This window comes from Listeria fleischmannii subsp. fleischmannii LU2006-1 (assembly GCF_000344175.1).
GTDB classification, from domain to species: Bacteria; Bacillota; Bacilli; order Lactobacillales; family Listeriaceae; genus Listeria; species Listeria fleischmannii.
The window spans coordinates 13,649-31,703 of record NZ_ALWW01000017.1; the positions used below are offsets into that span (position 1 = coordinate 13,649).

Below are 18,055 nucleotides of genomic sequence, written 5' to 3' on the forward strand. Positions count from 1 at the left end.
GTGAGTTTCATGGAGATATAGATGGCTACTTAAACATTTTATAAAATACAAAAAACGCACCTTTCAAATAGAGAAAAGTGCGTTTTATTTGGTTTGACGTATCTTTGCTTATACGTTATTTTATTTGTTTGAGCTTGATGATGAAGATGTATAATCTTTAAAAGCATCTTTTAAATCTTTATCTTCAACTTTAATGCCAGCATCTTTGTAAACTTTTTTAAGTGCTTTTTGCATATTTTCTTGGTTTACTTGAGATGCAAGATAAGCTTCTTTTACTTTTGCTTTATCTTTTTCAAATGTAGTTTTGCTTGCTGGTTCGTCCATTTGGATAATATGGTAACCATACTGAGATTTTACAGGTGCACTAATATCGCCTTTGTTTTTAAGTGCATAAGCAGCTTTTTCAAATGCAGGATCCATTTTTCCTGGTCCGAAAGCATCTAATTTACCACCATTTTCTTTTGTTGCAGTATCAGTGGAGTACTGTTTAGCAAGGTCAGAAAATTTAGCGCCATCTTTTAATTTCGCTTCAATTTCTTTTGCTGTTTTCTCATCACCAACAAGAATATGACTTACAGTGATGTCAGGTTTCCAAGTTTTGTAGTACTCTTTTAATGTTTTATCATCTGTTTTTGTGTTAGCTTCAGTAGCTTTTGTTACAAGCATGTTATATTTAATGTTTTCTTTGAAGCTCTCTTCTGTTAAACCACTTTGTGCAAGGACAGATGAGAATTGATCACCATATTGATCTTTATATTTTTTAACTTCAGCGTTGATTTCTTTATCGGATACTTTATATTTGTCTTCTAATACTTTTTCAAAAGTAAGTTGTTGTACAGTTTGAGCACCATACTTATCTTTCATCGCTTCATAGAGCTCATCTTTTGTTACATTCCCGTCGTCAGTTTTAACGACATCTCCACCATTACCACAAGCTGTTAAACCAACAACTGCTAATGCAGAGACAATTCCTAATGCCATTTTCTTTTTGATTTCCATTAAACTAAACACTCTCCTTAGTTGATTGTAAATATCTCCTGTTTACAAATAGTATCATAACACATTTTATTCCACAATTTATGAATATGTCAAAAATTTAATGATATTCTCATGAAACTTTTTGACATTATTCAGCGATTAAAATCGAAAAACCACTCTTTGCATCTTCCACATAACAATTTTTAGGACACTTCCTTACGTGGTTGACTTGAATAAAGCTTGGATAGCTCATTCCAATATGAACTGAAAGTAAAATTAGAAAGAATGGCGAGGTCCAAATAGGGATAAACATTGCGAGAATGATAAATCCTACTAATATGAGAAAAAATGGTAATAAAAGTGAAAAAACATATCGTTTAATGGGAACCATTTGTTTCAGACGCACTTGCAAACAAGGAAGAATATAAAAATGTCTTTTAAATCCTATTTTAAGGCCAGCACGATAACGGAATAAAGCTAGAACGTGAAGCGCCTTATGCATAGGATAAATAATTACTAGACCTAGAATAAATATTAAATTGTAAGTTGGTATAAAATCACCAGGAACGATGAAATTGTGCACTAAAAATAAAATACAAAGCGCACTAAACCAAATAAGAACACTTTTTAAAATCACACGATTGTATTCATCGCGGCGCTCTGTGTTAACAGACTTAAAACAGCGCATTGAATATTGCCTCCATTTCAATATTGGGCTTACATACCATAGTATTGTATGCTCTCAAATACTTTATTTCAAGTCTTTTTTGAAATTTTTTATGGAAGTATGACGATTTTTTGACAATAAAAAATCTCCCTTTATAAAAAGAGAGGTTTCAGACTTCTGACAAACGGCAATCTTCGTTGTTATTGCCTCCGTTCTGGTGCTCACGTACTTGAGTACTCTTCGCTCCAGTACTCGGCTCTGCCTAGAATCTCACCATTTGTCAGCAGCCTGAGGTTCTTAGTTATTTGGTATCTTTTTTAAGTGTCTTTTCTAAATCTGAAATCGTTTTTTGCATATCCTTAATCTCATCTTTTAAGCGTTTCTTTTCTGGCTCCATATCCTCATTCCATTTAGAAACGGAGTCCATAATATCACTTGAAACATCTTTAATTAGGGCACTACCTTCTGTTCCTAAAACTTGTACAGATTGTAGTAACTCATTTGCATTATAAGCAAGTTCCTTTAAAATAACAGAAGCCTCACCAGATTTTTCTACAATATCTTGACGCAATTCACGACCGGATTTCGGTGCGAATAAAATGGAAGTTGCGGCTCCTGTAACAGCTCCCGCGAGTATACCGAATATCAAAGCTTTTTTGTCCAAAATAATCACTCCTTACAAATTTCTGAATGTAGGTGCTAAAATCAGGATGGAATCAAGGCGCTAATTTTTGCTGCGCGTTTTAGAAATTCTTCCTGAGAGTATGTATTCGAATTATCTTTCCACTTGAAACCAAAATCATCATTTTTAGAATAGCGCGGTATTAAGTGGACGTGACAATGAAAAACAGTTTGTGAGGCAATTTCTTCATTATTATTTAAAATATTAATGCCATCAGCTGCGTAAGCTTCTTTTACAGCATTCGCAATTTTAGGAACACGTTTATAAAGCTCAGAAGCCGTTTCTTCGTCTAAATCAAGCATATTTCGAGCATGCTTTTTGGGAATGACGAGTGTATGGCCTTTTGTCACTTGTCCTAAATCTAAAAAAGCATAAACTTTATCATCTTCATAGATTTTTGCAGAGGGGATGTCTCCATTTATAATTTTGCAGAAAATACAATCTTCCACATGCAATACCACCTTTCCTTGTATATAATTGTGCTACTATTCTAATTTACCATAAAAAAAAAAGGAAAAGCATGTTTTAGAACTAGATAATTAAGAGAAGTTTAATAGCAAATATGCTATTATAAAAAGTAAGCAAAATGTTAATTAGATTTTTTAAGGAGGATTTTGAATCAATGCCCTTACTTGAAGTAGAACATTTAACTGGCGGATATACGAAACGGCCAGTGTTAAAAAATATTTCATTCAAAATTGAAGAAAAACAAATTATCGGACTTATTGGATTAAATGGTGCTGGTAAGAGTACAACGATTAAACATATCACTGGATTAATGCAACCTAAAATGGGACAAATCCGAATTAATGGTCATAAATTAACCGATGATGTGGAAATGTATCGTTCGCAGTTTTCCTACATTCCGGAAACACCTATATTGTATGAGGAGTTAACGCTTCGTGAACATTTAGAATTAACTGCGATGGCTTACGGGCTTAGCGAAGAAGAATTCGAGAAAAGAATGCAACCCCTTTTAAAAGAGTTTCGTTTAGAAAAAAAATTAAACTGGTTTCCCGCTCATTTTTCTAAAGGAATGAAACAAAAAGTTATGATTATGTCGGCTTTTTTAGTAGAACCAAAATTATATATTATTGATGAGCCTTTTGTAGGACTCGATCCACTAGGTATTCAGTCTTTACTTGGATGGATTAGGGAAATGCGTGATAAAGGTGCAAGTATTTTAATGTCTACACATATTTTAGCGACAGCAGAAAAATATTGTGATAGTTTTATTATTCTTCATCACGGAGAAGTAAGAGCAGAAGGGACGCTTCAAGAGTTGCAAGAACAGTTTGGGATGAGCGGTGCATCTCTCGATGAAATTTATATCCAATTAACGAAGGAAGAAGACGGCGATGAAGAAGAGGTTTGATAGCACTGTACTTTTTCGTGAAAGATTTAGCGCATATACAGATGAGTTAAATAAATACCTCCGCTATATGTTTAACGATCATCTATTATTCGTTTTAATTATTGGTATCGGTGCGGGCATTTTTTATTATGCAGATTGGGTTAAACATATTTCGCCTAGCTTCCCAGCGGTGCCACTCATGGTTATTCTACTTACGAGTGCGGTTTGTTTTGGAAGTATCGCAACCCTTTTAAAACGTCCAGATGCTGTCTATCTTATTGTGCAGGAAAAAGAAATGGGCCGCTATTTTAAAAAGGCAAAATGGACAAGTGGCTTGATGCAAAGCTACATTTTTGCGATTATCTTACTCGCTTCCTTGCCGATGTATGTCGCAGTAACGAGCTACCCGTATTCACGATTTATCCCACTTTTTATTATGGCTTTCATTCTTAAATTTTGGAATACGTATACGCAGTTTGAAGTAGCAAAATTAGATAATCCTGATACTACATGGATGTTTTTCCGTGTCATTTTAAGCGCTATAAGCTTTTATATCTTACTCGCTTTTTCTCTTTTATGGACGATTCCAGTCGTGTTAGTTCTTTTGGGTAGCTCCTTTTACTTAGTTTTGTTAAAAGCGAAAGGGAAAACATTACGTTGGGATTATTTAATTGAAAAAGAAGAGTCTCGCATGAATCGTTTTTATCGGCTAGTCAATCTTTTCACAGATGTCCCCCATTTGAAAGGGACTGTGAGACGTAGAAATTATTTAGACTTTCTTTATAGACCGATTCCTTATGCGAAACGTAAAACATTTGCGTATTTGTTTAGCAGAACTTTTGTACGCACGAATGAATATATTGGTTTATACACTCGATTAACCGCTATCGCACTATTATTGCTCATTTTTATTCAAGGTTTTTATCTTAATATGATCATTTCTTTATTATTTATCTATTTAACAGGTTTTCAGTTTATACCAATGCTAAAACATTTTGATGGACAAATGATGCTGCAACTTTATCCCATCCAAGATTCCTTCCGAACACGTAGTTTTATACACTTCATTCGGATACTTCTTGTCGCGCAAGCATTACTATTTGGCATTATCGGCATCGCTCAAAATGGAACCATCGGAGGACTCCTTATTGTCGGTGTTAACCTTGCCTTTGTAGTTGTATTTTCCTTTATTTATATTCCATTTCGTGTTAAAAAAATGTATACGTAAAAAGTGCGGTAAGTTCTTGAACTTACCGCACTTTTATTATTTAAAATCGTGACTGAATTCCGGAAACCGGTACGTATCGATATGAGAAAAACCAATTTGTGAGTTATTTTTTTCCATTATTTTAATGACTTCTGCATGATAAGGAGTTGTTTTCCATGCTTGATAATATTTTTCAGAATCCCAAAATGTTATAATAAGAAACTTGTTTTGTGTTTTGGATTGGCCAAGTTGGATGCATTGTAGACCACGCGTATCAGATAAAATATTTACAATCGTTTGATACATTTTTAAAAAGATTGGAATTTCTTCATCACGCACCATGACGTATTCAAAGGTGACAGAACCATAACCTTTCATTTCTCCGCGCGATTGGAGTAGGCGATACGTTGCGGCTTCTTTTAATACAGTAGGATTTTCGGATTCTTCTAAAATTATCGCATTACTGTAATTTTGGAGAAGTTGCAGGGAATGAGTAGGGTGCTCCTCTAACACTTGTCTTAAATAATGCTCAGTTCCAGACGTGATATAGATATTTTTCATGTTCTTGACCAGCTTTCTGTTTTGAAATTGTTTTGCTGAAACTTATTTTCCACTTTTAGAAAGTTTTAAACAATACTTAAGCAATTTGTTTGGTTTTATACATGATTTTTAGTATTCTTGTCATGGAACAAATAAAATTCTTTATGTGCAAAATTGAACTAAAGGAGCGGACTACTGGATGAATAAAATCGAAAATGATTTATTTTTACGAGCTGCGAGAAAGGAAAAAGTCGATACAATCCCCGTATGGTATATGCGCCAAGCTGGACGCTCACAGCCTGAATATCGAAAATTAAAAGAAAAGTATTCTTTGTTTGAAATTACGCATAATCCTGAATTATGCGCGTATGTGACACGCCTTCCTGTCGAAAATTATGGTGTAGATGCAGCTATTTTATATAAAGATATTATGACACCATTAGTTGGAATGGGCGTAGAAGTTGAAATAAAAGGTGGAATTGGACCGGTTATTCATAATCCGATTCGAACATTACAAGATGTTGAAAAACTAGACGTGCTTTCACCAGCAACAGATGTACCTTACATTTTAGATACCATTAAATTATTAACAGAAGAACAACTGACGGTCCCATTAATTGGCTTTTCTGGTGCTCCTTTTACACTTGCCAGTTATATGATAGAAGGTGGGCCATCAAAAAGTTATCACAAAACGAAAAGTTTAATGTACCGTGAACCGGCTCTTTGGATTTTATTAATGGATAAACTTGGAAAAATGACAGCTGATTATTTAATTGCGCAAATCGAAGCGGGGGCGAGTGCCGTTCAGATTTTTGATTCATGGGTTGGCGCGCTTAGTCGAGCAGATTATGCAACATACATAAAACCAGTGATGCGAAAAATCATTGGGAAAGTGAAACAAGAATATCCGAATGTGCCTGTTATTATGCAAGCTGTTTCAGCCGCGCATCTGATGGATGAATTTAGCGACTTAAAATTAGATGTTGTAGGTATTGACTGGCGCATGACGATTCAAGAAGCAAGGGAAAGGCTACCGAATATGGCACTCCAAGGAAACCTAGACCCTTCCATGCTTTTAGCAAAAGAAAAATGTTTAGAGCAAGCAAACGAAATTTTAATTCAAGGGACAAAAAAACCAGGCTTTATTTTTAATCTAGGTCATGGGGTTTTCCCAGAAGTTGAGCCAGAGATGCTCCGAGAATTAACGTCATTTATTCACAAACAAAGCAAAAAATTATTAGGGAGTGAGAACAGATGAAAAAAGTTGGATTATTAGTGATGGCATACGGAACACCTTATAAAGATGAAGATATAGAAAGGTATTACACCGATATCCGGCACGGAAGAAAGCCGACAGATGAGATGGTGGCCGACTTGCGCGGAAGATACCATGCCATTGGTGGGTTATCGCCGCTCGCAAAAATTACAGAAGAACAGGCGTACGGCTTAGAGAGCGTACTAAATGAATCCCAAAATGAAGTAGAATTTAAAACCTATATTGGGTTAAAGCATATTGAGCCTTTCATCGAGGACGCTGTTTCTAATATGAAAAAAGACGGAATTGATGAGGCGATATCAATTGTTTTAGCCCCTCATTACTCTAGTTTTAGCGTCGAGGCGTATAATAAGCGGGCACAGGATGCAGCAAACAAACTGGGTGGTTTAAAAATAACAAACATTAATGAGTGGTATAAAGAACCCCAATTTATTGAGATGTGGGCAAACAGAATTAATGAGGTGGCAAATGGAATTCCTGAGGCAGAATTAGATGACACGATTCTAATTGTATCTGCACACAGTTTGCCAGAGAAAATTAAAGTGCATGGGGATCCATACCCTAGTCAGCTTGAGGAAACGGCTGAACTCATTTTTAATCAGGTCAAAATACCGCACTACGCATTAGGATGGCAAAGTGAAGGTAAAACAGGAGAGCCTTGGCTTGGCCCTGATGTGCAGGACTTGACGCGTGATTTATATCATGAAAAAGCCTATAAGCATTTTATTTATACACCGGTTGGATTTGTTGCAGAACATCTTGAAGTGCTTTATGACAATGACTATGAATGTAAAGTTGTAACAGATGAATTAGGTGCTACGTATCATCGCCCGCCGATGCCAAATGCCGACCCTGAATTTTTAGAGGTCCTAAAAACAGTGGTTTGGAAGCATTATCGTTCATAAGAAAAATAGCTGATAACAAATGGTCTTGGTTTAGTAGCCAATTATTTGTTATCAGTTTTTTTAGCGAGTAAATTCTTTTTTAAATGAAAGCGGTTCCTATTTTTTTACCATACTACTATAAAATTTTAATCGAATTCTCATTTTGATAGGGCATAATGATTTTAGGTTAAAGGTTCATAGGAGGTTTGAACAATGAGTAACATTAAAGAGAAAAAAAGAATTGCTGATAATGTGGCGTTTTATATGACGATGAATGGATATACAAAACGAACTTTTGCGAAAGCTGTTGGCATAGGTCAAAATACAATTACTTCGGTTATCACTGGAAAAATGAGAAATCAAAAGAAATTTGATAAATACATACATGATATAACTGAAAAATTGCAGTTAGAAATTGATTATTTTAAAAAAGAACAAGTTGAAATTGCTGCTGAACCAATTAAATTCCAAGATGAAAATAAATTGCACCTTGGGGATGAAAAATTCAATACACTAAGTTTAATGTTGAAAATTGGTGAAATTCATTACGAATGGGAATAAAAAATTCAAAGAGCCATGTCTCGGTATGAGGCATGGCTCTTTTCTGTCCAACTTGTTGACTAATTTCTATTTATCAACTAAAATGAAAGCAATTTTTGAACTAGCTATTTTGGATAGGGAGTGGAAGAACTTGATTAAAAAACTGACAGCAGCAAATGAACAAGAACTGAACGAACTACTTAAACCAGAAGCGATACTAAATTTGTTTATTTTAGGAGATATCGAAAATTTCGGTTATGATAATGATATTATTGACATTTGGGGCGAATACAATGAAGATTCTTCTGAATTAATTGCTTGCCTTTTGCGTTTTGAACGCAACTTCTTACCTTATTCAAAAACTGAACATTTTGATGCGCAAGGTTTTGCGAATATCATTAAAGAATATGAACAATATAACATTAGTGGAATTCCACGAGTAACAAAACTTTTAGAGGATTTTATACCTGATTTAAAAGAAAAACGCCATGAATCATTCTTTTGCAAATGTAATAATGCAAGTATGATGAATGCTAATCGAGAAGTCATTATTCGTTCTGCAAAAGCAGATGATGTCTCTGAAATTATTGAAATGCGTGCAGAAATCACGGAATTTGGTGAACGTGAAGAAAACGAAGATTTAGTGATTCGTCAATTAGAACAGGGTTCAAAACGAATTTATTATATTGAACAAGATAATCAAGTTGTTTCAGTAGTAGAATCCTCAGCAGAAAATTCTTTTTCAGCAATGATAACTGGGGTCGCTACACTAGCTAACTATCGCGGAAATGGATTTGCCACAACGCTTATGAAACGTATTTGTTGTGATTTGCTTGCGGAGGGCAAAACGCCTTGTTTATTTTATGATAACCCAGTAGCTGGAAAGATTTATCATAAAATTGGCTTTCTAGATGTGAGTGACTTCGCGCTGTACAGATAATCATTTTTTTGCGAAAGCGACTAAAGTTTGGTAGGATGATTTTATCTAAAACGAAAAGGAATGAAAAATGTGAAGCCAGAAGCCATTTGTTTTTTTGATATGGACGGGACGCTACTTACGAAAGAAGCGGAAGTTAGCGAGAAATCATTAGAAGCACTCGAACGCTTACGTGCGAATCATATTATACCAATCATTGCGACGGGGCGAACAACACCTGAAATTGCGACGAAGATGGAACTTACGGGTATAAACTCGGCAATCATTATGAATGGCCAAGCTGTGATTTATGAAGGAAAAAAAGTGTATGAAGACATTTTAGAACCTGAACTTATGAAACGACTTACAGAAGAAGCCAAAAGCCAGGGTGTGGAAGCTTGCTTTTACAATGATTTAAAAATCCGTGCCACGAGCCATAATCTGCTCACAAAAGCTCACTACGATTTTTTAGGCGAACCTATGCCTATTAAAGATCCCGCTTTTTTTGAAAAAGAATCGATTAATATGGCATTACTGCTACTTGAAAGTGGGGATGACTACTTCAAGGATCGCTTTCCAGAATTGCAATTTGTGCGAAATACGCCCTTTAGTAATGATGTCTTACGAAAAGACAGCTCGAAGGCAAAAGGTATTAAGAAATTTCTTGACATTTGTGGGTATGAAGATGTACCAACGTATGCATTTGGAGACGGCAATAATGATCTTGAAATGTTTCAAGCTGTCCACTATGGTATTGCGATGGAGAATGCAGTACCTGCTTTAAAAGCGCATGCTCATTTTGTGACGGACAGTCATAATGATGAGGGCATTTTTAAAGGTTTAAAACATATGGGGTTAATTTAGTCTTGGATGAAAACCATACGCAAGTCTGAGGCACACAAGATACAATTTATGTTATACTTTTTTTATGAGTTGAAGGATAGGAGAGGTTAGGATGAGTGAAATAAGGCAAAATGAACATATAAAAGTGGAGGAAGCGACAAATAAGCAGGTGATTATGCAAAAAACGCTGAACTGGTTTGTTATTTCATTATTAGTAGCAACATTAGGAGCAGCAGTCGGTAACTCGCTTAATCCAGCTTGGTTCATTCCGCTCGTTATTTTAGAGTTCGCTCTACTTATCGCAGCTATTGTTATTCGGAGAAAACGAGAGCTTAGTCGTACATGGGGCTTTCCAATTTTACTTGCATTTGCCTGTGTAACTGGTTTAATGCTTGGCCCAACACTGACTTATTATTTTAGTGCTGGTGCAGGAACGGCTGTGTTGCTTGCTTTTGTTACAGCATCCGTTACGTTTACAGTGCTTGGGTTCATCGGAGCGAAAATGAAAACAGATTTACACTTTTTAGGAAAAGCGATATTTGCAGCTCTTATTATTTTAGTGTTATTCTCGTTATTTAGTATCTTTATCCCACTAGGTGGGTTTTCGATGATTATAGCAGGTGCAGGGACACTCATTTTCTCACTTTATATTTTGTTTGATTTTAATCAAATTATGAAACGTGATGTAACAATTGATGATGTTCCGATGCTATCGTTAAGTTTATATTTAGACTTTTTAAACCTATTTTTATTCCTACTTCAATTGTTTACAGGACGCGATTAAATAAGCAAACTCACCTGGGGATTTCTTCGGTGAGTTTTTTTTGGAAAAATATAGGTTTTTATTGGACAAAATTGGTCAGACATTTTATACTGATATTAAGGTCAAAATTGGTCAAAGATATATTAAAGGAGGCCATATGATGGAGATGCAAAAATTTACATCACAAGTTCAGGAGACAATTGGTGAGGCGCAAAAATTAGCGCAAGAAATGGGGCATCAGGCGATTGATGTCACACACATTTTTAAAGTGCTAATAGATGAGAGTGATTTCACGAAACGGGTGTATGAAATCGCGGAAGTAAATACAGAAGCCCTTAGCCAAAATTTGAACAGTGCTTTAGACAAAATTCCTATTGTAAGTGGGACAAATATTGAGTACGGGAGTTCAATGAGTCAAGAACTTTATCAATTAATGATAGATGCTGAAAAAGAAGAAAAAGAGTTAGAAGATGAATTTATATCAACGGAACATTTACTTTTAGCGGTAATGAATCAAAAGAAAACGTCTGTGACAGAAGAGCTTCTATCACAAGGTAAAAAATAAAAAAAGTAATCTTAGAAGCTGTGCTACAAATTCGAGGAGGTAAGCGCGTGACGAGTCAAAATGCAGAAGAGAATTATGAAGCTTTAACTAAATATGGCCGCGATTTAGTGGCAGAAGTACGAAGCGGGAAAATTGATCCAGTTATTGGACGTGATACGGAAATCCGTAATGTTATTCGAATTTTATCTAGAAAAACTAAAAATAACCCAGTTCTAATTGGGGAACCTGGTGTAGGTAAAACCGCAATTGTAGAAGGCCTTGCACAACGGATTGTGCGTAAAGATGTTCCAGAAGGCCTAAAAGATAAGACCATTATTTCACTTGATTTAGGTTCCCTTATTGCAGGGGCGAAATACCGTGGAGAGTTTGAAGAGCGTTTAAAAGCGGTGCTTCAAGAGGTAAAAGAATCAGAAGGTCAAATTTTACTATTCATTGATGAAATTCATACGATTGTTGGTGCGGGTAAAACAGATGGTGCAATGGATGCAGGGAATATGTTAAAACCAATGCTTGCACGCGGAGAACTTCATTGTATTGGTGCTACAACGCTTGATGAATATCGTCAATATATTGAAAAGGATGCGGCACTCGAACGCCGTTTCCAAAAAGTATTAGTCCCTGAGCCAACTGTGGAAGATACGGTTTCCATTTTACGTGGGTTAAAAGAACGGTTTGAAATTCATCACGGAGTAAATATTCATGATAACGCGCTTGTAGCGGCAGCAACACTTTCAAATCGTTATATTACGGATCGCTTTTTACCGGATAAGGCAATTGACTTAATTGATGAGGCGTGCGCTACGATTCGGGTAGAAATTGATTCTATGCCAAGCGAATTGGATGAAGTAACACGTAAAGTGATGCAACTGGAAATTGAAGAGGCGGCTTTAAAAGAAGAAAAAGACCCTGCAAGTGTGAGACGTCTTGAAATGCTACAAAAAGAACTGGCTGATTACAAAGAAGAAGCTAATAAAATGAAATCGAAATGGGAATCTGAAAAAAATGAAATCAGTAAGATTCGCGAGGTGCGTGAACAAATTGATGAGGCGCGTCATGCACTTGAAGATGCTGAAAACAATTATGATTTAGCGAAAGCAGCTGAACTACGTCATGGTAAAATTCCGGAATTAGAAAAGGAACTTACACGTCTTGAAGCTGAAAATCATACTAAAGCACAAGATGAGGACCGGTTGCTGCAAGAAGAAGTGACAGAAAATGAAATTGCTGAAATTATTGGTAGATGGACAGGGATTCCAGTTGCTAAATTAGTAGAAGGGGAGCGCGAAAAGCTATTAAAACTCGCTGATGCACTTCATGAAAAAGTAATCGGTCAAGATAATGCAGTCGATTTAGTCAGTGATGCTGTTTTACGAGCGCGGGCCGGTATAAAAGATCCTAATCGTCCTATAGGTTCTTTCATTTTCTTAGGACCAACAGGTGTAGGGAAAACGGAGCTTGCGAAGGCGCTAGCTTACAATATGTTCGATTCTGAAGAGCATATGATTCGAATTGACATGTCGGAATATATGGAAAAACATTCGGTTTCAAGATTAGTTGGAGCTCCTCCAGGTTATGTTGGTTATGAGGAAGGCGGGCAATTAACGGAAGCTGTGCGGCGTAATCCATACTCAATCGTGTTACTTGATGAGATTGAAAAGGCGCATCCAGATGTGTTTAATATTTTGCTTCAAGTGCTAGACGATGGTCGCATCACAGATTCGCAAGGAAGACTTGTGGACTTTAAAAATACGGTCATCATTATGACAAGTAACATTGGGTCTACTCTGCTACTTGAACGCACGGAAAATGGTGAAATTTCTGCTGAACTCGAACAAGATGTGCAGAAAATTCTTCAAGCGTCCTTTAAACCGGAATTTTTAAATCGTGTAGATGACATTATCTTGTTTAAACCGCTAACGCTTGAAAATGTAAAAGGCATTGTTGAAAAACTTGTGGAAGAATTGCAAAATCGGCTTCGGGCACAGGAAATTCATATTCAGATGACGGATGCGGCAAAACAATTTATTGCGGAGGAAGCGTACGATCCGGTTTACGGAGCTCGGCCACTAAAACGCTATTTAGTTCGCCATGTGGAAACACCACTTGCTCGGGAAATTATTTCTGGAAAAGTGATGCCACATTCTGCTGTTGAAATTGATCTTTTAGACGGGGAATTTACTTTCCATGTGACGGAATAAAACGGGAAGTCGCTAGCTTGAAATGGGCTTGGCGACTTCTTTTAGGTTTATTTTAATTGAAAAAGGGAAAAATTATGTGTTGAGGTAAAAAGTAGATGAAGAGAGGATGTTTAAGTATGAAATTAGTGTTAATTCGCCACGGGCAAAGTGAATGGAATAAATTAAATTTATTTACGGGTTGGCATGATGTAGATTTATCTGAAGAAGGGATTATTGAAGCGAAAACGGCTGGTACGAGAATTAAAGAAGCTGGTTTAGAATTTGATATGGCCTTCACCTCAGTTTTAACACGTGCAATCAAAACGCTTAATTTTGCTCTAGAAGAATCTGACCAATTATGGGTGCCTGTACATAAGTCTTGGCGTTTAAATGAGCGTCATTATGGGGCTTTGCAAGGCTTAAATAAACAAGAAACCGCGGATAAGTATGGCGCGGACCAAGTGCAAAAATGGCGTCGCAGTTACGACACACTACCACCACTCTTAGAAGAAGATGATGAAAGACAGGCAAAAAACGATCGCCGCTATCAATTGCTTGATACACACGCGATTCCTTCTGGGGAAAATTTGAAGGTAACTCTGGAACGGGTAATTCCGTACTGGATGGACACGATTGCACCGGAGATTAAATCTGGAAAACGCGTTGTGATTGCTGCTCATGGGAATAGTTTGAGAGCGCTCGTGAAATTTTTAGAAGGTATTAGTGATGATGACATTATGGAACTTGAAATCCCAACAGGTGTCCCCCTTGTTTATGAACTCGACAACGATTTGAAGCCACTAAATAAATATTATCTTGATAAATAAAAAGAAGCGTCCAGACGGACGCTTCTTTTTATTTAATATCGTAAATTTCGCTGTCTTTTGGCATAAGAAGGGGAATAACAAGAACGAAAAATGAAATTCCTACTGTTAATATAAGCCCCCTTGTGAAATCGAAAGGCACGTAAAGCATAGAAGATAATACGAATTCAGCCATCATAGAAAGGAAAAATACCCAAATGATTGTTACGATATAACGCATAGCGGACACCTCGATTCACATGATTACTTGGTTTATTCTAGCACAAATAAGTTAAATATTCCAGTTTTAGCAAGGTAACTGCTATAAATCGTCAATTTATTGTAACAATTAAATGGAAAACAGCTAAAACTATTTGATACCAACGTTTATGCTTTGTTGTATTATAGATGAAATGAAACTGTTATATTTTTCACAGCGTTTTATCATAATTCGCTGTTAAAATAAATTTTGCAATTGAGGTTTTCAGCAAGATAACTTTAAAGAATAGGATGTGCAATATAGAAAGATGAAAAGAATTAAACATGCTGTTATAGCGTCAGTTATTGTCACTTCTGCTTTACTGCCGTTTGCTAGTGTACAAGCGGAGGCTGCTGATAAATCAGGCGTAACAGCTTCACTTCAAGGAATGACTATTTCTGAACAACAATTTATACAAGATATAGCACCTAAGGCACAAGAATTGCAAGAAAAATACGGTGTTTTAACAAGTGTTACACTTGCCCAAGCGATTGTAGAATCAAACTGGGGAAATAGCGGATTATCCACACAAGCCAATAATTTATTTGGTATTAAAGGTTCTTATAACGGGGATTCGATTACAATGCAAACAACGGAATATGCTGGTGATGAAGCTTATAAAGTTGATGCGGCATTTCGCTCTTATCCGGACCGTAAATCCTCGGTAGAAGATCATACAATGCTATTTGTAAATGGCACGAGTGGAAATTCAGCACTATATCATGAAGTATTAAATGAAACGAACTATAAAGAAGCTGCAAAAGCCATCCAAGAAGCTGGCTATGCAACAGATCCGAACTATGCAGATACTTTAATCCAAACGATTGAACGTTATAATTTAACTGCCTATGATGATATTTATGATTCCGTCCAAGAATCAACTTACGTACTCGCTTACGGGAAAATCGAAGAACCTAAAAATCAAGCCATTTGGACCTCTCCTAAGGGTACAAAAGGAGCCGAAAAAGTAGCAGACGCTTCCGCATATAAAGACAAGAGTCTCCGCCTAGGAAAGAAAGTAACAACAGAGAGTGGCGAATGGTACGAAGTGATTGATAATGGGAAACGTCTTGGCTATATCGATACAGATGCAGTAAAAGTTTTCTATACACCCAAAACAGAATCTAAAAAAGAGCTTAAAAAATATGTTGTAGAAAATGAACAAAAAATTTATACCTATCCAGTTGAAGATACAGCACAAATCAAAGGAAATTTAAATGATTTAAAAGGTAAAAAAGTTACCATTGATAAACGTGCAGATGTTAGTAATGAATACTGGTACCATATTGTTGATGAAGACGGGAAATCGGTCGGCTGGTCAAAAGCACCTGGTTTTTCGGACCACAACCCAAATAAATAACCAAGAAAAATCGCCTCGGGCGATTTTTTTTGTTCATAAAAAGTTTATTTTCTCTTTAGATGGAGTTCAGTTTCTTTCGTTAAGCTAAGGATAGAAATTGTTAAAGGAGGAGAAAAAGATGAATAAACAAGTAAAAATGATGGGGGCGCTCATACTCGGGTCGACAATTCTTTTTGCAGCATGTGGGCAAAGTATGGAAGGTGAGGCAAAAAATGTTGCGGAGAAGAAATACGAGCAAAAGAAAAAAAGGGTTTCCGGGCAAAAAGCAATGGCACTGTTAAGTAGTACAAACTGGCAAGGTACAAAGGTTTATGATGAGAATGGAACAGATTTAACATCGGAAAATCAAAATTTTATTGGCCTTGCGAAATATGAAGCAGATACTGGTCGTTATGAATTTTTTGATGCTAAAACTGGAAAATCGAGAAATGATGCAGGAACATTTTTTGTCACAAATGATGGCAAAAAACGAATTTTAATTTCGGAAACGCTGAATTATCAAGCGGTTGTTGAAATGGAAAAAATAAATCAGGATATTTTTACTTATAAGCGAATGGGGAAAGATAAAGAAGGAAAAGACGTGGAGGTTTATGTCGAACATATTCCGTATAAAGGGAAGGAACTTCAATTTACAAAACCAGACAAAACGCTGGATTCAAAAACGGGTAAAATTCTAAAAAATGTAGATGGAGATAAAATTTTAGGTAACCGACTATGGAATGGAACAAAAGTTTTGGATCAAAATGGGAATGATGTGACGGAAGAAAACCGCAATTTTATTAGCCTAGCTAAATATGATAGCAAGACAAATAAATACGAATTTTTCAATCTGCAAACTGGGGAAAGTCGTATGGATTTTGGTTATTTCGATGTCTTACATGATAATAAAATTCGGGCACATGCTTCAATTGGAGCAAATAAATACGGGGCTGTACTCGAATTAACGGAGCTAAATCCAACGAAATTTACGTATACTCGAATGGGTAAAAATGCGGCTGGAAATGATATTGTTGTCTTTGTGGAACATGAGCCTTACAAAGGAAAATTAAATCCGAAATTTAGTTTTTAATGAGAGACCCTAGTACAGTTTTGTGCTGGGGTTTTTTAGTAAGAGGCTGGGTGATTGATAAACTTATTAATATCTGTTAAAATTAGTACCAGGTCATAAAAACAGCTTTTTAATTTCACCCGAATATGGAGGAGAAACAATGAATGCAGGTATTCTAGGAGTAGGGAAATATGTTCCTGAAAGAGTATTAACGAACTTTGATTTGGAAAAAATGATGGAAACATCTGACGAATGGATTCGCACACGTACAGGCATCGAAGAAAGACGCATTGCGCGTGATGATGAATATACGCATGATATGGCATATGAAGCAGCTAAAAAAGCGATTGAAAATGCGGGATTAACGCCGGATGATATTGATTTATTTATTGTGGCGACTGTTACACAGGAAGCGACTTTCCCATCTGTTGGGAATATCATTCAAGATCGTTTAGGTGCTAAAAATGCAGCTGCCATGGATTTAGAAGCTGCATGTTCTGGCTTTACCTATGGTGTTGTAACAGCTTCACAATTTATTCAAACGGGGGCTTACAAGCACGTTGTAGTCATCGGCGCGGATAAATTATCTAAAATTACGGATTGGGACGACCGAAGCACAGCCGTTTTATTTGGTGATGGGGCTGGGGCTGTGGTTATGGGACCTGTTTCTGAGGATAAAGGATTGTTATCATTTGTTCTAGGTTCTGACGGTTCAGGCGGAAAGTATTTAAATTTAAAAGAAGAAAATAATAAATTATATATGAACGGACGTGAAGTTTTCCGTTTTGCTGTACGAAAAATGGGAGATGCGTCGATGCAAGCTTTAGAAAAAGCAGGATTAGAAAAAGCAGATTTAGACTTACTAATCCCTCACCAAGCAAATATTCGTATTATGGAAGCTTCGCGTGAACGTTTAGACCTTCCGGAAGAGAAGTTGATGAAAACCGTGCATAAGTATGGCAATACATCCTCTTCTTCGATTGCACTTGCTTTAATTGATGCTGTCGAAGAAGGTCGTGTGAAAGATGGCGATAACTTGTTGCTTGTTGGATTTGGCGCTGGTTTAACTTGGGGAGCCCTTGTTATTCGTTTCGGAAAATAAGTGTCCTATCAATAAGTGAGAGGTGTTTTTATGTACGGATAAAGACACCTTTCTTTCTTTTATGGTATAATAAACTCGGCTTGAATTTTGC

18 protein-coding genes and 1 pseudogene are annotated in these 18,055 nt (G+C 36.4%); 13 read left to right on the plus strand and 6 right to left on the minus strand.

Features of this window, described 5'->3' with window-relative positions; translation table 11 throughout:
* Positions 1-120: 120 nt before the first annotated feature.
* The 4 genes from LFLEISCH_RS06605 to LFLEISCH_RS06620 form a co-directional block, all read right to left on the minus strand.
* Entirely contained in the window at positions 121-993 is an 873-nt protein-coding gene (locus LFLEISCH_RS06605; protein ID WP_040504794.1) for a peptidylprolyl isomerase, read from the minus strand.
* A 133-nt stretch (positions 994-1,126) separates the two neighbouring features.
* Positions 1,127-1,666: a DUF3267 domain-containing protein gene (locus LFLEISCH_RS06610; RefSeq protein ID WP_007474574.1), complete on the minus strand. Its 540-nt coding sequence runs from the start codon at positions 1,664-1,666 to the stop codon at positions 1,127-1,129.
* A gap of 280 nt (positions 1,667-1,946) precedes the next feature.
* Positions 1,947-2,309 (minus strand): YtxH domain-containing protein, encoded by a 363-nt coding sequence (locus tag LFLEISCH_RS06615; protein ID WP_007474576.1) that lies wholly within the window; start codon positions 2,307-2,309, stop codon positions 1,947-1,949.
* Positions 2,310-2,350: 41 nt separating this feature from the next.
* Positions 2,351-2,776 (minus strand): HIT family protein, encoded by a 426-nt coding sequence (locus tag LFLEISCH_RS06620; protein WP_007474578.1) that lies wholly within the window; start codon positions 2,774-2,776, stop codon positions 2,351-2,353.
* A gap of 173 nt (positions 2,777-2,949) precedes the next feature.
* Between LFLEISCH_RS06620 and LFLEISCH_RS06625 the strand changes: the two genes are divergently transcribed.
* Positions 2,950-3,702: an ABC transporter ATP-binding protein gene (locus LFLEISCH_RS06625; protein WP_007474580.1), complete on the plus strand. Its 753-nt coding sequence runs from the start codon at positions 2,950-2,952 to the stop codon at positions 3,700-3,702.
* The gene (locus tag LFLEISCH_RS06630; protein WP_007474583.1) at positions 3,686-4,909 is read left to right on the plus strand and encodes an ABC transporter permease; all 1,224 of its coding nucleotides are present in this window, start codon (positions 3,686-3,688) and stop codon (positions 4,907-4,909) included. Before LFLEISCH_RS06625 ends, LFLEISCH_RS06630 begins: the two co-directional genes overlap by 17 nt.
* A 36-nt stretch (positions 4,910-4,945) precedes the next feature.
* Here the strand turns inward: LFLEISCH_RS06630 and LFLEISCH_RS06635 are convergent, their stop codons facing one another.
* A complete protein-coding gene (locus LFLEISCH_RS06635) occupies positions 4,946-5,449 on the minus strand; it encodes an antibiotic biosynthesis monooxygenase family protein (RefSeq protein ID WP_007474585.1) in 504 nt (167 codons plus the stop codon).
* Positions 5,450-5,627: 178 nt separating this feature from the next.
* On the opposite strand from LFLEISCH_RS06635, the gene hemE reads away from it, so the two are divergent.
* The 8 genes and pseudogenes from hemE to gpmA all read left to right on the plus strand — a co-directional run bounded on the left by hemE (position 5,628) and on the right by gpmA (position 14,219).
* Positions 5,628-6,686, plus strand: a complete 1,059-nt coding sequence (gene hemE / locus LFLEISCH_RS06640) for a uroporphyrinogen decarboxylase (RefSeq protein WP_007474587.1) — start codon at positions 5,628-5,630, stop codon at positions 6,684-6,686.
* A complete protein-coding gene (hemH, locus tag LFLEISCH_RS06645; RefSeq protein WP_007474589.1) occupies positions 6,683-7,609 on the plus strand; it encodes a ferrochelatase in 927 nt (308 codons plus the stop codon). The genes hemE and hemH overlap by 4 nt, the downstream gene beginning before the upstream one ends.
* A 192-nt stretch (positions 7,610-7,801) precedes the next feature.
* Entirely contained in the window at positions 7,802-8,149 is a 348-nt protein-coding gene (locus LFLEISCH_RS06650) for a hypothetical protein (protein ID WP_007474591.1), read from the plus strand.
* Between the two features lie 130 nt (positions 8,150-8,279).
* On the plus strand, positions 8,280-9,068 hold the full coding sequence (locus LFLEISCH_RS06655; protein WP_007474593.1) for a GNAT family N-acetyltransferase: 789 nt from the start codon (positions 8,280-8,282) through the stop codon (positions 9,066-9,068).
* Positions 9,069-9,137: 69 nt separating this feature from the next.
* Entirely contained in the window at positions 9,138-9,908 is a 771-nt protein-coding gene (locus LFLEISCH_RS06660) for a Cof-type HAD-IIB family hydrolase (protein WP_007474596.1), read from the plus strand.
* Between the two features lie 91 nt (positions 9,909-9,999).
* Positions 10,000-10,671 (plus strand): Bax inhibitor-1/YccA family protein, encoded by a 672-nt coding sequence (locus LFLEISCH_RS06665; RefSeq protein WP_007474597.1) that lies wholly within the window; start codon positions 10,000-10,002, stop codon positions 10,669-10,671.
* Positions 10,672-10,810: 139 nt separating this feature from the next.
* A pseudogene (gene clpB / locus LFLEISCH_RS06670) lies at positions 10,811-13,413 on the plus strand (ATP-dependent chaperone ClpB).
* Between the two features lie 116 nt (positions 13,414-13,529).
* Positions 13,530-14,219, plus strand: a complete 690-nt coding sequence (gene gpmA / locus LFLEISCH_RS06675; RefSeq protein ID WP_007474604.1) for a 2,3-diphosphoglycerate-dependent phosphoglycerate mutase — start codon at positions 13,530-13,532, stop codon at positions 14,217-14,219.
* A 28-nt stretch (positions 14,220-14,247) separates the two neighbouring features.
* Here the strand turns inward: gpmA and LFLEISCH_RS06680 are convergent, their stop codons facing one another.
* Positions 14,248-14,436: a YjzD family protein gene (locus tag LFLEISCH_RS06680; protein ID WP_007474606.1), complete on the minus strand. Its 189-nt coding sequence runs from the start codon at positions 14,434-14,436 to the stop codon at positions 14,248-14,250.
* A gap of 286 nt (positions 14,437-14,722) precedes the next feature.
* On the opposite strand from LFLEISCH_RS06680, the gene LFLEISCH_RS06685 reads away from it, so the two are divergent.
* The 3 genes from LFLEISCH_RS06685 (at position 14,723) to LFLEISCH_RS06695 (ending at position 17,964) form a co-directional block, all read left to right on the plus strand.
* Positions 14,723-15,814 (plus strand): glucosaminidase domain-containing protein, encoded by a 1,092-nt coding sequence (locus tag LFLEISCH_RS06685; RefSeq protein WP_007474608.1) that lies wholly within the window; start codon positions 14,723-14,725, stop codon positions 15,812-15,814.
* A 118-nt stretch (positions 15,815-15,932) separates the two neighbouring features.
* Positions 15,933-16,883, plus strand: a complete 951-nt coding sequence (locus LFLEISCH_RS06690; RefSeq protein WP_007474610.1) for a DUF4822 domain-containing protein — start codon at positions 15,933-15,935, stop codon at positions 16,881-16,883.
* 139 nt (positions 16,884-17,022) lie between these two features.
* Complete coding sequence (locus LFLEISCH_RS06695) at positions 17,023-17,964, plus strand: beta-ketoacyl-ACP synthase III (protein WP_007474612.1); 942 nt, start codon at positions 17,023-17,025, stop codon at positions 17,962-17,964.
* The last annotated feature ends 91 nt before the right edge of the window (positions 17,965-18,055 follow it).

Coding starts and splice junctions, on each gene's coding strand:
- LFLEISCH_RS06610 (WP_007474574.1), bottom strand. CDS start 1,666: ATGCGCTGTTTTAAGTCTGTTAACACAGAGCGCCGCGATGAATACAAT.
- LFLEISCH_RS06625 (WP_007474580.1), top strand. CDS start 2,950: ATGCCCTTACTTGAAGTAGAACATTTAACTGGCGGATATACGAAACGG.
- LFLEISCH_RS06630 (WP_007474583.1), top strand. CDS start 3,686: ATGAAGAAGAGGTTTGATAGCACTGTACTTTTTCGTGAAAGATTTAGC.
- LFLEISCH_RS06635 (WP_007474585.1), bottom strand. CDS start 5,449: ATGAAAAATATCTATATCACGTCTGGAACTGAGCATTATTTAAGACAA.
- hemE (WP_007474587.1), top strand. CDS start 5,628: ATGAATAAAATCGAAAATGATTTATTTTTACGAGCTGCGAGAAAGGAA.
- hemH (WP_007474589.1), top strand. CDS start 6,683: ATGAAAAAAGTTGGATTATTAGTGATGGCATACGGAACACCTTATAAA.
- LFLEISCH_RS06650 (WP_007474591.1), top strand. CDS start 7,802: ATGAGTAACATTAAAGAGAAAAAAAGAATTGCTGATAATGTGGCGTTT.
- LFLEISCH_RS06665 (WP_007474597.1), top strand. CDS start 10,000: ATGAGTGAAATAAGGCAAAATGAACATATAAAAGTGGAGGAAGCGACA.
- gpmA (WP_007474604.1), top strand. CDS start 13,530: ATGAAATTAGTGTTAATTCGCCACGGGCAAAGTGAATGGAATAAATTA.
- LFLEISCH_RS06680 (WP_007474606.1), bottom strand. CDS start 14,436: ATGCGTTATATCGTAACAATCATTTGGGTATTTTTCCTTTCTATGATG.
- LFLEISCH_RS06685 (WP_007474608.1), top strand. CDS start 14,723: ATGAAAAGAATTAAACATGCTGTTATAGCGTCAGTTATTGTCACTTCT.
- LFLEISCH_RS06690 (WP_007474610.1), top strand. CDS start 15,933: ATGAATAAACAAGTAAAAATGATGGGGGCGCTCATACTCGGGTCGACA.
- LFLEISCH_RS06695 (WP_007474612.1), top strand. CDS start 17,023: ATGAATGCAGGTATTCTAGGAGTAGGGAAATATGTTCCTGAAAGAGTA.